The organism is Paracoccus yeei ATCC BAA-599, from assembly GCF_000622145.1.
GTDB lineage: Bacteria > Pseudomonadota > Alphaproteobacteria > Rhodobacterales > Rhodobacteraceae > Paracoccus > Paracoccus yeei.
On the sequence record NZ_JHWH01000016.1, the window covers coordinates 98,389 to 113,003 of the forward strand.

The window sequence follows — 14,615 nt, forward strand, 5'->3', positions numbered from 1 at the left end:
GACTCGCTCTGCGCGCGAGCGTAATCAACTGAATAGCAAGCAATGTCATTGCTTTGATCGGAACGGACACGACCATGGAAGGGATGAGCGAGCGGGAGTACTCGGTCCATTCCGGGCTGTCGCGCGGAGCGATCCAGAAGGCGCGCAAGACCGGACGGCTGGTGGTCCACGGCGACGGGTCGATCAACGCCGCAGCCTCCGATGCGCGCCGGGCCGAGATGACCGATCCCGATCAGCAGCGGCGCAGCACCGGCGGCGATGCCGGGTTCTCGGGGCCGGCGGACAGCTCGTCCTATCTGAAGGCACGAACGGCGCTGACGGTCTATCAGGCCCAGGAGCGCCAGCTGGCGATCCAGAAGAAGAAGGGCACGCTCGTCGACCGTGCCCAGGCCGAGACGCTGGTGTTCCGGCTGGCGCGGCAGGAACGGGATGTCTGGGTGACCTGGCCCGGACGGGTGGCGGCGTTGATGGCGGCGCAGATCATGGCGGAAGTGGAGGGGCAGACCGGGGCATCGGTGACGATCGCGACCGCGATCATGCAGAGGGTGCTCGAAGCCCATGTCCGCGAACAGCTCGACGCCCTCGCCGATCTCCGGGTGTCCCTCGGGTAATGATGACGACCTGACGGACAGGGATCTGACCGAAGGCCTCGACCTCGGCTTCGACGGCGCCGAGGACATCCTGCGCGCCTGGCGCCGGGGCATGCGGCCTGACCCGAACCTGACGGTATCGGAATGGGCGGACCAGCACCGCTGGCTCAGCTCGCGCGCCTCGGCCGAGCCTGGGCGGTACCGCACCGCCCGTACCCCCTATCTGCGCGGCATCATGGATGCGCTGTCGCCCAGCCACCCGGCGCAGCGCATCAGCTTCATGAAGGCCGCGCAGGTGGGTGCGACCGAGGCCGGCAACAACTGGATCGGCTTCGTCATCCACCACGCGCCGGGGCCGATGCTGGCGGTGCTGCCGACGGTGGAGATGGCGAAGCGCTCCTCGCGCGGAAGGCTCGATCCGCTGATCGCCGACAGCCCGGCGCTGCGGGAGCGGGTGAACCCGGCCCGGTCGCGCGACGCGGGCAATTCGATGCTGTCGAAGGAATTCCCCGGCGGCATCCTGGTGCTGACCGGCGCCAACTCGGCCACCGGCCTGCGCTCGATGCCCGCGCGTTATGTGTTCCTCGACGAGGTCGACGCCTATCCGGCGTCCGCCGACGAGGAAGGCGATCCGGTCACGCTGGCCGAGGCGCGGACCACCACCTTCGCGCATCGGCGCAAGGTGTTCATGGTCTCGACCCCGACGATCCGGGGGCTCAGCCGCATTGAGCGCGAGTTCGAAGCCAGTGACCAGCGGCGTTACTTCGTGCCCTGCCCCCATTGCGGGGCGATGCAATGGCTGCAGTTCGAGCGCCTGCGCTGGGCGAAGGGGAAACCCGAAACTGCCATCTACCATTGCGAGGGTTGTGAGCGGCCCATCGCCGAGCACCACAAGATGGACATGCTGGCTCGCGGCGAATGGCGGGCGACGGCGGTCGGGGGTGATCCCAATGCCATCGGCTTCCACCTCTCAGCGCTCTATTCGCCGCTGGGCTGGAAGAGCTGGGCCGACATCGCGCGGGACTGGCTCGCGGCGCAGGGCTCCGAGGAGATGCTGCGCGCGGCGCGCAACACGCTTCTGGGCGAGACATGGGTCGAAAGCGGCGATGCGCCTGAATGGCAGCGGCTGGCGGACCGGCGTGAAGCCCGTGCGGGCGCCTCGATCCCCGCAAGCGGGCTGTTCCTGACCGCCGGCGCCGACGTGCAGAAGGACCGGGTCGAGGTCGATGTCTGGGCCTGGGGCCGGGGTCTGGAAAGCTGGCTGGTGGACCACATAGTCATCCCCGGCGGCCCGGATGATCCGGCCTGCTGGGACAAGCTGACCGCCCTGCTCGGCCGCACCTGGACCCATGCCAACGGCGCGGTGATGCCCATCGCCCGGCTTGCCATCGACACCGGCTATGAGGCGGCGGCGGTTTACGCATGGGCGCGCAGGCAGGGCTTCGATCAGGTCGCACCGATCAAGGGGCTCGAGGGCTTCAACCGGGCCGCGCCGGTGTCCGGGCCGACCTTTGTCGATGCCACCATCGGCGGCAAACGTCTGCGGCGCGGCGCACGGCTGTGGTCGGTGGCAACAGCGACGTTCAAGACCGAGACCTACCGCTTCCTGCGGCTAGATCGCCCCTCGGATGAAGACCGGGCGCTGGGCGTCGTCGACGCGCCCGGCACCGTGCATCTGCCCGAGTGGATCGACACCGAATGGCTGAAGCAGCTGGTCGCCGAACAGCTGGTCACGCTGCGCAACAAGCGCGGCTACGCCCATCAGGAATGGCAGAAGATGCGCGAGCGGAACGAGGCGCTCGACTGCCGGGTCTATGCCCGTGCCGCGGCATGGATCCTCGGTACCGACCGCTGGGACGAGGCCACCTGGCGGCGGCTCGAGGCGCAGGCGGGGGTGGAGACGCGAATGCCAAGCGCCGTGCCGACCGAAACTGCCACGCCTGAACCGGCCCAGCCGAAGGCCGGATCCCTGACCACGCCACGGCGGAAACGCCGGGCCTACACGCCGAGCTTCATGAGGGACTGAGATGGATCTGGAACGGATGCGTGCCCTGCGGGCTGCGCTGCAGGAGGCGCGCTACGCGGGCGTCCGCTCGGTCAGCTATGACGGCAAGACCATCGCCTATGGCTCGGACGCGGAACTGGCGACGGCGATCAGCGATCTGGAAACCCGGATTTCCACTGCCACCTCCGGAGCCCCGCGCCGTCGGCGCTGGGGCACGTTCGCCTCGAAGGGCCTGTGATCCATGGCGTTCGAGGCTTTCCGCCAGCGCATCGGCAGCATCATTGGCGGGTTTGACGCGGCGCAGTCGCACCGGCGGATGCGCGGCTTCCGCGCCAGCCGCGCACATGTGAACACGCTGATCGCCGCCTCCGGCGACACGATCACCGCCCGCGCGCGCTGGTTGGTCCGCAACAACGGCTATGCCTCCAATGCCGTGGAATCCTTCGCCAGCAATGTCGTCGGCGATGGCATCAAGCCGTCCAGTTCCATCACCGACGCGGCGCTGAAGGAACAGCTGCAGGCGCTGTGGCTGGCCTGGACCGACGATGCCGATGCCGAAGGGCTGACGGATTTCTATGGCTTGCAGCGCCGGGCGGCGCGTGAGGTGTTCCTCTCGGGCGAGGTGTTCGTCCGCATCCGCATGCGGCGGGCCGAGGACGGCCTGACCGTGCCGCTGCAGTTGCAGATGCTGCCATCGGAGATGCTGCCGCTCGACATGAACCGCACCCTGCCCGGCGCCGGGATGATCCGTCAGGGGATCGAGTTCGATCCGATCGGCCGCCGCGTCGCCTACCACTTCCTGCGCCGTCATCCCGGCGACCTGACTGATCCGGGGCTTGCGGGGGAAACCGTCCGGGTGCCAGCCTCGGAGGTGATCCATGTGCTGGACCCGGTCGAGGCCGGGCAGCTGCGCGGGGTGTCGCGCTTTGCCGCCGCCATCGTGAAGCTGTTCACGCTGGACCTCTATGACGATGCCGAGCTCGAACGGAAGAAGATCGCGGCAATGTTCGCGATGTTCATCACCTCGCCGGCGCCGGAGACCGCGCTTGAACCCGCCGAAGAGGATCTGGAGGTCGAGCCCGGCCAGGTGGTGCGCCTCGATCCTGGCGAGGATGTCTCGACCCCGGCCACGCCGGATTCCGGCTCGACCTATGAGCCCTTCCAGTACCGCACGCTGCTGCAGATCGGCGCGGCGCTGGGCGTGCCCTATGGCTATCTGACCGGAGACACGGCGAAGGGCAACTTTTCGAACACGCGGATCGCGCTCGTCGACTTCCGCCGTCGCATCTCCGCTTTCCAGCATTCGGTGATGGTCTTCCAGCTCTGCCGGGCCGTCTGGTCACGCTGGATGGATGTGGCGGTGCTGTCGGGCGCGCTGGACCTGCCCGGCTACGACAGCCGGCGGCAACATTATCAGGCCTGCGCGTGGCTACCCACCAAATGGGATTGGGTCGATCCGATGAAGGACGCCTCGGCCGAGATCCTGCAGATCGAGGCGGGGCTCAAATCCCGCACCCAGGCGCTGTCGGAACGCGGCTTCGACGCCGAGCAGGTCGATCGGGAAATCGCCGCGGAACGCAAACGCGAGCTGGCGCTCGGCCTCGACTTCTGCCGTCCGGGATCCCCGGCAAAGGGGCCGGGCGCAGCAGGCAGCAACGGGGATGGCGATGCCGGTGCCGACCCGCGGAACACCGGCGAGGGCGAAGATGAGCCGGAGGATGCGGACGCCAAGCCCGATCCCGAGGAGGACGAGTGATGCATCACGTCCAGATTGCCCAGCGCGCCTTCAACACGCCGCTGATGGTGGAGCCGGCCAAGGCTCTGGCCTTCCTCTCGGGGCTGGGGCCGCGCATTACCGGACGGGAGATCACCTTGCACGGACTGGAGGTCGCTGCTGCAGATCAGGCGGGCGCCGCCCTGCCCGCCCGCGCGTCGCTGTTTGGCAATGACCTCGCCCAGCGCCGCCAGCGCAATGGCATCCAGCCCTATGCGCTGGTGGACGGCATCGCCGTGATCGAGATCGCCGGCACGCTCGTGCATCGGGGCGCGTGGATCGGACAATCCTCGGGGCTGACGTCCTACGAGGGCATCGCGGCCCAACTGCAGGCCGCGCTGGCGGACCCCGGCGTGCGCGGCATCGCCCTCGACGTCGACAGCTTTGGCGGCGAGGTGGCGGGGGCATTCGATCTGGCCGATCGCATCCGCGCCGCGCGGACGCAAAAGCCGGTCCGCGCCTTCGTCGCCGAACACGCGCTCTCGGCCGGCTATGCGCTGGCTTCGCAGGCGGACCGGATCATCCTGCCGCGCACTGGTGCCGTCGGCAGCATCGGCGTCGTCGCCCTGCATACCGACATGAGCAGCGCGCTGGATCAGAAGGGCATCGCCGTCACCCTGGTCCATGCCGGGGCGCGCAAGGTCGATGCGAACCCCTGGCAGCCGCTGCCGGCAGTCGTGCGCGATCAGATGCAGGCGGAGCTTGAGAACCTCCGTGTGCTCTTCGCCCGGACCGTGGCCGATGGCCGTGGCGACCGGATCGACGCCGCGCGGGCGCTCTCCACCGAAGCCGCCGTGTTCCGCGGCGAGGCGGCCGTCCTTGCCGGTCTTGCCGACGAAGTGGCCGATCCCGTCACCGCCTTCCGCGCTTTCGCCGCCGCGCCCTGCGACAGCCGTCCCACCACACACCGCCACATCACCCCGAAAGGAAAGGCCCCCCCGATGAGCACCGACTCCGATGATGATCCGCCGGCCGCTTTGCAACAGCCCGCCGCCGCGCCGGCACCGGCCGCGTCCCCTGCAGCCGAGACACCGGGCGCGAACGCGATGCCCTCAGTCGATGCCATCCGCGCCGAGGCGGCCGAAGTCGCGCAGGTCTGCGCGCAGGCCGCGCGGCTGGGTGTGACCATCGACGCGGCCGATGCGGTCACGCGCGGCCTGAAGCCCGAGGCGCTGCGTGCGAAGGTGCTGGCCGATCTCGCCGCCCGCAGCGATGCCGCCGGGATCGTCGCCACGGCTCCGGCCGCCACAGCCAGGGAGAGCCCGATCGTTGCGGCCGCGAAGAAGGCCGCCGCCGCCTCGCGCTGATCCGACGCCTCTCGATCCCCAAACATTCCGGAGACTGAACCATGCCCGTCCTGACGGAACCGCCCAGCATGGGCGACGTCCTCAAATACGAGGTCAACCCGAACTACACCCGCGAAACCGTGACGCTGCTGATGGGCATGCCCTATCCAGCCGGGTCGGTCCTCGGCAGGATCACCGTCAACGGCAAGTACACCCTCTCGGCCGCGACCGGCGCAGATGGTGCGCAGACCGCCGTCGGCGTCCTGCTCTATCCCGTGAACGCCACCCTCGCGGATGCAGTCGGTATCGTCGTGGCCCGCGGCCCCGCCATCGTTTCGCGCGCCGCGCTCGCTTACGAGGCCACGGTCAACGATGCGGCCAAGATCACCGCCAAGCTCGGACAGCTGGCGAGCGCCGGCATCATCGCCCGCGACGGCGTCTGACGGTTCGCGTCACCGACCCTTCACCGCCCACCCCCTTCTCTCCGGAGCCCGTCCATGACCCTCGTCCGCAACCCCTTCGACGCCGGCGGCTATTCGCTGGCCGAGATGACGCAGGCCATCAACATCCTGCCCAACCCCTATACCCGCCTCGCCCAGCTCGGCCTGTTCCGCTTCGAAGGGGTCAGCCAGCGCTCGGTGATCATCGAGCAGTATGAGGGCGTCCTGAACCTGCTGCCCTCGGTGCCGCTCGGCGGCCCGGCCACGGTCGGCACCCGCGAGGGCCGATCGATGCGCAGCTTCGCCCTGCCGTGGATCCCGCATGACGATGTCATCCTGCCCGCCGACATCCAGGGGCAGCCCGCACTGGGAGCCTTCGACGCCGCCGATCCGCTGGTCGAGGTCATGAACCGCAAGCTGCTGCTGATGCGGCGTAAGCACGCCCAGACCCGCGAATACATGGAGATGAACGCGCTCCGCGGCATCGTGAAGGACGGCGCGGGCACCATACTCTACAACTACTTCACCGAATTCGGGCTCACCCAGATCTCGGTGGACTTCGTCCTCGGCACCGCCGGCACCGATGTGCAGGGCAAGGTGCGCGAGGTGCTGCGGGCGGTCGAGGACAACTTGCTGGGCGAAAGCATGACCAACGTGCACGCACTCGTCAGCCGCGAGTTCTTCGACAAGCTGATCGCCCATCCCAAGACCGAGGAGGCGTACAAGTTCTACGCCGCCACCGGCGCCCAGCCGCTCCGCCAGGATATGCGCCGCAACTTCCCCTTCGCGGGGATCGTCTTCGAGGAATATGCGGGCGCCGTGACCCTCTCCACGAAGGCGACCGAGCGGCTGGTCCCGGCGAACGAAGGCATCGCCTTCCCGCTCGGCACGATGGACACCTTCACCACCTATGGCGGCCCCGCCAACCTGCTCGAGGCGGCCAACACCATGGGCCTGCCGCTCTACGCGCGCCAGCATCTCGACGAGAAGGGCCGCTGGATCGACCTGATGACGGAGGCCTCGATCCTGCCGTGGCCGTGGATCATCGAAGCCAGATCCGCGCTGGGCCGTCACGAGGTCCGCGATCGCTCCTGGCTGATGGGCTGGCTGAAGCGAGATGGACGCGGCCTCGGCGATCCGTCCAGAAACCCGTGGTGCGGCGACTTCGTCGAGACCTGCATCCGCATCGCCCTGCCCGACGAGCCGCTGCTCGGCGCGCTCGGCAGCAATCCGTACTGGGCACGCAACTGGCTGCTGTTCGGGCAGGAGGTCACGCCCACCCCCGGCGCGGTGCTGGTCTTCTCGCGCGGATCCGGCGGTCATGTCGGCTTCGCCGTGGGTCAGGACGACACGCATTTCCATGTGCTGGGCGGCAACCAGTCCGACGCCATCACCATCGCCCGCATCGCCAGATCCCGTCTGCTCGGCGCCCGCTGGCCCGCCACCGTTCCGCCTCGTGCCCGGCCTCTGCCGACGATGAAGCCTGGCGAACTCCTCACCACCACCAACGAAGCCTGATCAGGAGATCTTTCCATGCTGAAACCTGCCATTCTGGCGCTCATCCGCCAGGTTCTGACCGTCGCGGGCACCGCGCTGGTCGCCAAGGGCTACATTCAGGCTTCCGACGTGGAACCTGTCATCGGTGCCATGCTGACCATCGGGTCGGTGGTGTGGTCGGTCGCCGACAAGCGGGTGCGCTAGACACCAGATAACTGAAATGGGCCGATCCGAACCCGAAATGCTTGTGTTCGGGTCGTGCTTGTTTCTGCCAGTGCCCGAGAGAGCGATCCGCGGTCCTCAAGCTCGAGGGTCTACTGCATCGTCGTGATGGAAACCCGCGATGGATCAGGCCCCACGCAGGGTGTTGATCGTCTGCCTGCGTTGCCGGATCAGAAGCTCGCGGATCCAGAATACCATCGCAGCCCCTTGGGTACGCTTGCAACCCCACCTTGGACCATGGATGACGTCGGCGCGCGGTTGCAGCATCAGAGCCACCCCGTGCCAGCCAACAAAGATCGTGCATGGCCCATTTCTTTACTGCCGACACACACTTTGCAGACGACCCGGTGCGGCGCTTCTTTCGCCGGCCCTTTGCCTCGATCGAGGCGATGGGTGCCGCGATGATCGTCCGTGCCGGCGTTGTCGGAGCCGATGACGACCTGTGGATCATCGGCGATTTCGCCGCCTGCGAGACCGAGGCCGGGCGCATGGCCGCGCAGGCGGCCTTTGCCGCGCTGCCGGGGCGGAAGCATCTGGTGCGCGGCAACCACGATCCCGACTGGCTGGTGCGAGCGCTGCCGTGGGCCTCGGTTCACGATCTGGTCGAAATCCGCATCGGAGAGCGCCGCTTCGTCCTGTGTCACTATCCGCTGGTCACCTGGAACGGCGCGCGAGATGGGGCAATCCAGCTTTTCGGTCATGTCCATACCCGCTGGCGCGGCGCCGAGGGTCAGGTGAATGTCGGCGTCGATCAGTGGGACTTTGCCCCCGTCAGCACCGATCAGGCCGAGTTGGAGGCCATGTTGCTGCCGCCGTCACAATTGCATGAGGTGGCGGAAGGAGTCGGGTTAGCCGCCGAATGAGCGGAGTCTGTCGATAGCCGAGGTGGGCGCGGCGGCAGCGAAATCTGCGCAGGAGGCCGGATCGGGCGCGCGATCCCGATCCGGCTGCGAGGTATCAAGCTTGCGGTGGCAGACACAGATTGTTGCGGATCGCTCCAAGCACCTCATCAGGGGTTTCGTCCTGCACAAGTCGACGCATCGGCGTGGTGATATATTTTTCCACGTCATCTGTGCTAGTCAGCGCGTCAAGAGGAACTGCGAAGAACCAGCTTACTTTGTCTGAATGAAGCCAGCGATACTCGTCGGTGGTGCACTCATCGACATAGCCTGACGAGTTGGGGTCTTCGCTATCAAATCCCCATGCGTCGTCGAAATCCTTGGACGGCGAATACCCCGCCAGAACCTTGGCGCGTTTTCCGTGTTGCCAGTCACCCTCAACGCCAACGTCGCAGGTAAGCTGGATGGCCAGAGTTATCCAACCGACATCCCTCTTTTTTCCGTTTGGTGCCTGCCTGACTTTGTAATAAGCCTCCCAGACTGGATATATCCATCCATTATCCTGCGAACCTTCATCAGAATGCTCGATAACAAGTTTCTTCTCGTCGCATTCGATCACACTGAATGCCTCGCAGAGCTTGTCGAGGTTTTCGGAAGACCTCAATAGATTCTGGGCAGATTGCCAGATGGTTTCGCCAGTGGTCATTTGTGCCTCTCGGTAAAATTGAATTGCGCTGCAGGTACTGATCCGACCGCGTTTCCGGAATCAAACTGTCTGCCTGCTGCGAAAGTAAAACTTGCGGCCGGCGGCATCATGACATCAGGAGGCCATGATCCCAGCACACTTCCCTTCGGAGTGCCCCTGAGAAAATCTTCAGCCGTTCTGGTCCACGAAATCAATCCGGGATCGTCATTTTTTTTGGTGGATAGACGGCGCAGCCGCTCCGTTACCGCTGGCCATGTCAGGCTACGGAATGTCAGTTTGGGAAACTCTCCCTCGGCTACCTGCATAGCTTCCGTATGCTTCATCTCCGCTCCGAGCAGAGTATAGCCAATCACGTTCCGATTTTCAGCGGGCAGGCCGCCGCGACGACATTCGCCATCACGAAGTGTCCGGACTTCACGACCGACTTGCTCATCACCGAGAGGTGCGCCCCATTTCACCTCGACGATCCAGTAGACAGGGCCATCATCAGTGCGAATTCTCAGGACCACATCCGGCTCTGCATTTTCTTCCGGGTGCCTCAAATACGGCCAGAGAAAGATTTCTGCGTCACCACGCAATTCCTGACCGATCAGTGCCTTCAGTGCCAACTTCTGCGCAGGTGCGGAAAGAAACTGGATTGTACCAAACAGCGCCGAGGTTATCAAATCCTCGCGCGGCTGCTTTCCAACGCCATCTATCACCCGATCGAGCCTAGCTTTTTTTGCGTTTATCGCATGAAGCATTACCCACCCCCGTCATGCCTTGAAATTTCCGGTCACATATCATTCAGGTTTCCTTTTGATACGACTTCCACATTCTCCCCCCATCTGGCCAGATACCATTCCATTTCCTGCTGCCCTCCGGCCCGGAACCGCACCACCAGCGAACCATCGGCCAAACGCTCTGATTCCTGCCGCGGGTGGAACACATAGGTCGCCGCCTCGTCCGCCACTTCAGGCAGGAAGCGCCATTCCACGTCCTGCGGCTCCTCGCGCCAGATTCCGAAGCTTTCGGCCAGCCAGTCCTGCAGATCGAAACCCTCGGGACACTCGTAAATGTCATCTTCCAGCGCGATCCGCTCGAATCCGGCCAGGGCGAACAGGCGCAGGTCGTCCTGATACTCGCTCCAGGCCAGCAGGTATTGCCGCCCCTCGCCCAGCAGCATGGCGATCGGGCCAAGGCGGGTGCCGCGCGAGAGCCTGCCCGAGGCACGGGCGCGGTGATCGGCCGAGATCATCACCCCGGCCAGGATCGCCTCGCGCAAGGCAGACAGGATATCGGGCGCGATGCGTTCGCGCGGGCCGGGGCGAAAGGCCACCCCGTCAGCCAGAAGCTGCGCCTCCAGGTCCGCGGCGACTCGGCGGCGGCGGTCGGCGCGAAACATCGCCTGCACCTTGGCCAGCAGATGCTCCAGCGTTTCAGCCGTGGCAAAATCGCCCTCGCGCCGGGCAATGCTGACCGCGCGATGACCCGCGGTCAGTTCGTCGAGGGTCGGTTCCTCCATCCGTCCCAGGGTGCCGGTCGGGAAGCGCCAGTACTTCTGCCCATTGGGGCCCGGGCGTTCCTCGAGTTGCGGATAGGCGCGCAGCACGGCATCGCGCATCCGCTCGGCTGTGCGGCGGGAGACGTAAAAGGCGCGCTCGATGTCGGCGATGGAAAGCCCTTCCGCCGAACCCTGCATCATCAGCGCCAGTCTGAGAAGGTCTTCCTGGCGTGAGTAACGCATTCTGCTTCCGGTCGTTCGCCGCACACTTTCCTCGCGAATACACGGGGCGTCAACAGCCGAAGCCAATGGGCCGCGCCTTGCCCTCCTTGGCCTCAGATTCGCGCCGCAGCTCGCCAAGGATTGCAGCCGGGTCGTCCTGCCCGAGGGCGCGCATCCTGCGGGCCACATTGGCAAAGTCTCCCGGCGCCAGCCGGTCGATGGACATGACATCCGCATGCACGGGCGCGGCGAAATGCGTGGACCATGCCAGCGGCAGCTGATCCTCACGCAACCAGTCGAAGCGGATGCGGAAGGTGAAGCGCCGCTGGGTCGCAGGGTCGAGGTGCTCGACAAGATTCGTGGTGCAGACGAAGGGCAATGGATGCCCTTCCATCCAGGTCAGCATCTCGTTCACTTGGCTGACCTCCCACTGATGCGCGGCGTTGCGCCGGTCGGCCAGCAGACTGTCGGCCTCGTCGAAGATCAGCAGCGCACCGTCTGCCCGCGCCTCGGCGAAGGCCCGCGCGATCGCTTTTTCGCTGCTGCCAACCCACATCGACAGCAGGTCGGAGGCGCGCTTCTGATGCACCGGCAGACCGAGCTGCCGGGCGAGATGCCGCGCCCAGGCACTCTTGCCCGTCCCGGCCGGGCCGTCGAGGCAGAAGGAAATCCGCAGCGGCTGCGAGGCCCTGCGCAACTGCGATTCCAAGAGCGCGAGGCTTGTATCGGTGTTGGCGAGCGCCGGCTCCCACGCGACCTCGGAATGATGCTGCGGTGGCGGCGCGATGCCGCCATTGGTCAGCTTGGCCGAAGCCCCCAGCACCTGCGTGAAGGTCTCGATCCCGCCGCCGCAGTCGCGCGCCACTCGCATTGCATCCGACACCAGCGCCGGGGGGTGGTCATGGATCCCGGCCAGCGCGATCAGCGCACCCGTTTCGGCCACCGGCTGATGCCGGTCGGCGAGCCGTTGCCAGATGCGTTTGCGCACCTGTTCCGAAGGCGTGCGCATCTCGACCGAGAAGGTCATGCGGCGCAGGAAGGCCGGGTCGCAGGAGTCGATGGCATTGGTGGTCCACAATATCGGCACGGGGTTTGTTTCGAGCAGCCGGTTCGCGAAGACCTTCGAGATCCGCTCCGGGCGGAAAGACTGCGGCACAGCGCCGCCGAACAGGTCCTCCATCTCGTCCAGCAGCAGGACCGCATCGCGCCGCGCCGACAGCATCCGTCCGGCGATCCCAAGCTCGGCCAGCCGCTCGCCACGCGAAGGCTCATCGCCGCTGTCATCGGTCTCTCCGACGGCACGCAGCCTTGCCCCCACTTCGCGCGCCAGCACCTTGCAGAACTCGGTCTTGCCCGTGCCGGGCGCGCCATACAGCAGGATGTTCACGCCCGGCGTGCCATTCGCGAGGGCATTGGTCAGCAGTTTGCGCATCAGATCAGCGCTCTCGCTCATCCCTTCGAAATCCTGCCATTCGGCATCGGGCAAGGGCGCAGGCGGAAACAGCAGCGCAACCAGGTCTTCGATGTCGTCGACATCCGCCAGCATGGCATCCGCGAGCCGCGGCGAAACAGCGTAAGGGACCCTCTGGCTGGACCAGTTGCGTCCCTCATTCTGCAGCAGGCCAGAGGCTTTCAGCCGCGCATCCGGCCGAAGCGCCGCTCGAATCTCCCCCTGCTCTGCGCCCGAGAATTGCGCGATCAGGAACGGCAAAGTCACCTCCCGCGTCTCCAGCGCCTGGTCGACCACATGCTCGAACATGTCGAATGTGCGGTAGTCGGCGAAAAACTCGAGGACGCGCACTTCGATGGCTGTCAGCCCGAAGTGCTGGCCGATCCGCGTTGCATTTGTCCGCACCACATTGCTGTCGCCGCCAGCTGCCTCCTTGCAGAGGTCGTCCAGCAAGTCGCGCACCCGGCCCCACCACGCGGCGCCCGCGCGTGTCCGGGGCCGTTCGGGACATTCGGCATCGGTCAGGTATTCAATCCAGCCCGGCAGCTCCTTGGCGATCTTGCTTCCGGGTCCGAAGCGCTCCGCCAGAGTTGCGACGAGGCCGAGCGCAAGGTATTTTTCGCTGGTCATCCGTTCCCTCCGTTGATGAAGAAAAGATAACCTGCGACCCCGTCAGATTCGGACGCACGCCAACAACTGGTACCGTTGAATGTCGGCGGATGCGGTCGGATGCCGTCTTTGGTGTCGAATGCTGTGACCCCCGATAACTCGTCCATGTGATGCTAGAGTCCGGCCCAATGAGAGGACCGGACATGAAGAGATCGAAGTTCACCGAAGAGCAGATCATCGCGATCCTGCGGGAGCAGGAGGCGGGCGCAAAGACGGCCGAGGTCTGCCGCAGGCACGGGATCAGTAGCGCCACGTTCTACGCCTGGAAGGCGAAGTTCGGCGGAATGGAGCCGTCCGAGGCGAAGCGTCTGAAGGCGCTCGAAGACGAGAACGCCAAGCTGAAGCGCCTGCTGGCCGAGGCAATGCTCGACAACACGGCGCTGAAGGATCTGCTGTCAAAAAAATGGTGACGCCCGCCGCCAGGCGCGAGGCCGTCGCCCATCTCGAACAGGGCTACGAGATGAGCGAGCGGCGGGCGTGTTCCCTGATCGGTGCGGATCGGTCGTCGGTGCGATACCTCCATCGTCGGACGACCGACGCCGAACTGCGCGACGAGTTGCGCAAGGCTGCCGAGACGCATCGGCGGTTTGGCTATCGCCGCCTGCACGTGATCCTGCGACGGGACGGGCATGTGCTGAATCGCAAGCGCACGCAGCGGCTCTACCGCGAGGAGGGGCTATCCGTGCGTCGGCGCCGCAGCCGCAAGCGGGCCATCGGCACACGGGCACCGCTGGTGACCGAGGCTCTGGCCAACGCCCGCTGGTCGGTCGATTTCGTGCAGGACCAGTTCGCGGACGGCCGCCGCTTCCGCATCCTGAACGTGATCGACGATGTCACCAAGGAAGCCTGGCTGCCGTGGTCGACACCTCGATTTCCGGCCGCAGGGTTGCCAGGGAACTGACGGCGCTGATCGAGCGGCGCGGCAGGCCCGGCGTGATCGTCTCGGACAACGTCCTATGTCGGGAAGGATTTGCCGCTTGAGGCATCAGTTCACGGGGCATCCGAGCGACTGGATGCCTTGAAGATGGTTGCCCAGACGGGCTCCGCCGTCAAGAAGTGGTCTCTTCCATAGCAAATACAGGGTCGGCCAGGTTGCCGCCCTCACCGTCCTCAAGACGAGATCCTAAATCCCAAGCGGAAGGCCCGAACATTATCTACGAGGTCAGAAAGCTGCCTCCACGGCTCTACAGAGAGGGGTCCTTCCGCCTGGGCTCGCCCCCTCGAAGAAGGGGCGATAGGGTTCGCCGGATTTGATCACGGCGTGAATGGTGCGGGCCATCTTCGCTGCGATGGCGGTGTAGGCCTTGCGGCGCAGATCGGGGTTGTGCCGATCCTGTGCGATGTATCGCTCGAACTTGTCGCGGAAGCTGTTGGCGGGCTTCAGCACGGCGGCCTGACTTGCCAGCCAGAGTGTGCGACGCAGGCGAGCATT

General features: G+C 65.8%; 13 protein-coding genes and 3 pseudogenes. 11 read left to right on the forward strand and 5 right to left on the reverse strand.

Annotated features, from left to right (window positions below):
• The first annotated feature begins 74 nt into the window (after window positions 1–74).
• The 10 genes and pseudogenes from BU28_RS0110490 to BU28_RS0110530 all read left to right on the forward strand — a co-directional run bounded on the left by BU28_RS0110490 (window position 75) and on the right by BU28_RS0110530 (window position 8,677).
• Window positions 75–611 (forward strand): hypothetical protein, encoded by a 537-nt coding sequence (locus BU28_RS0110490; RefSeq protein WP_028719442.1) that lies wholly within the window; start codon window positions 75–77, stop codon window positions 609–611.
• Complete coding sequence (locus tag BU28_RS0110495; protein WP_028719443.1) at window positions 559–2,616, forward strand: phage terminase large subunit family protein; 2,058 nt, start codon at window positions 559–561, stop codon at window positions 2,614–2,616. The genes BU28_RS0110490 and BU28_RS0110495 overlap by 53 nt, the downstream gene beginning before the upstream one ends.
• A 1-nt stretch (window position 2,617) precedes the next feature.
• Window positions 2,618–2,833 (forward strand): phage head-tail joining protein, encoded by a 216-nt coding sequence (locus BU28_RS0110500; RefSeq protein WP_028719444.1) that lies wholly within the window; start codon window positions 2,618–2,620, stop codon window positions 2,831–2,833.
• A 3-nt stretch (window positions 2,834–2,836) separates the two neighbouring features.
• Window positions 2,837–4,351: a phage portal protein gene (locus tag BU28_RS0110505; protein ID WP_028719445.1), complete on the forward strand. Its 1,515-nt coding sequence runs from the start codon at window positions 2,837–2,839 to the stop codon at window positions 4,349–4,351.
• Window positions 4,351–5,676: a S49 family peptidase gene (locus BU28_RS0110510; protein WP_036762620.1), complete on the forward strand. Its 1,326-nt coding sequence runs from the start codon at window positions 4,351–4,353 to the stop codon at window positions 5,674–5,676. Before BU28_RS0110505 ends, BU28_RS0110510 begins: the two co-directional genes overlap by 1 nt.
• Window positions 5,677–5,717: 41 nt before the next feature.
• Entirely contained in the window at window positions 5,718–6,098 is a 381-nt protein-coding gene (locus BU28_RS0110515) for a head decoration protein (protein WP_028719447.1), read from the forward strand.
• Between the two features lie 54 nt (window positions 6,099–6,152).
• Window positions 6,153–7,133, forward strand: a pseudogene (locus BU28_RS22650) (major capsid protein); the annotation flags it as partial.
• Window positions 7,134–7,193: 60 nt separating this feature from the next.
• Entirely contained in the window at window positions 7,194–7,613 is a 420-nt protein-coding gene (locus BU28_RS26715) for a CHAP domain-containing protein (protein WP_332908354.1), read from the forward strand.
• Between the two features lie 15 nt (window positions 7,614–7,628).
• Window positions 7,629–7,796: a Pam3-gp28 family putative phage holin gene (locus tag BU28_RS25970; RefSeq protein WP_169738989.1), complete on the forward strand. Its 168-nt coding sequence runs from the start codon at window positions 7,629–7,631 to the stop codon at window positions 7,794–7,796.
• 320 nt (window positions 7,797–8,116) lie between these two features.
• The gene (locus tag BU28_RS0110530) at window positions 8,117–8,677 is read left to right on the forward strand and encodes a hypothetical protein (RefSeq protein WP_028719448.1); all 561 of its coding nucleotides are present in this window, start codon (window positions 8,117–8,119) and stop codon (window positions 8,675–8,677) included.
• 94 nt (window positions 8,678–8,771) lie between these two features.
• Here the strand turns inward: BU28_RS0110530 and BU28_RS25425 are convergent, their stop codons facing one another.
• From BU28_RS25425 to BU28_RS22665, 4 genes are read right to left on the reverse strand one after another with little or no spacing between them, the layout of a single operon-like run.
• Window positions 8,772–9,359, reverse strand: coding sequence for a hypothetical protein (locus BU28_RS25425; protein WP_143809706.1), 588 nt, complete (start codon window positions 9,357–9,359; stop codon window positions 8,772–8,774).
• A complete protein-coding gene (locus BU28_RS25430) occupies window positions 9,356–10,102 on the reverse strand; it encodes a hypothetical protein (protein ID WP_143809707.1) in 747 nt (248 codons plus the stop codon). The genes BU28_RS25425 and BU28_RS25430 overlap by 4 nt, the downstream gene beginning before the upstream one ends.
• Before the next feature lie 32 nt (window positions 10,103–10,134).
• A complete protein-coding gene (locus BU28_RS22660) occupies window positions 10,135–11,085 on the reverse strand; it encodes a helix-turn-helix transcriptional regulator (RefSeq protein ID WP_158212780.1) in 951 nt (316 codons plus the stop codon).
• A gap of 49 nt (window positions 11,086–11,134) precedes the next feature.
• Complete coding sequence (locus BU28_RS22665) at window positions 11,135–13,144, reverse strand: AAA family ATPase (protein WP_051578116.1); 2,010 nt, start codon at window positions 13,142–13,144, stop codon at window positions 11,135–11,137.
• A gap of 182 nt (window positions 13,145–13,326) precedes the next feature.
• On the opposite strand from BU28_RS22665, the pseudogene BU28_RS24625 reads away from it, so the two are divergent.
• Window positions 13,327–14,134: pseudogene (locus BU28_RS24625) on the forward strand (IS3 family transposase); the annotation flags it as partial.
• A 211-nt stretch (window positions 14,135–14,345) separates the two neighbouring features.
• Here BU28_RS24625 and BU28_RS0110560 read toward each other — a convergent pair.
• A pseudogene (locus tag BU28_RS0110560) lies at window positions 14,346–14,615 on the reverse strand (IS110 family transposase); the annotation flags it as partial.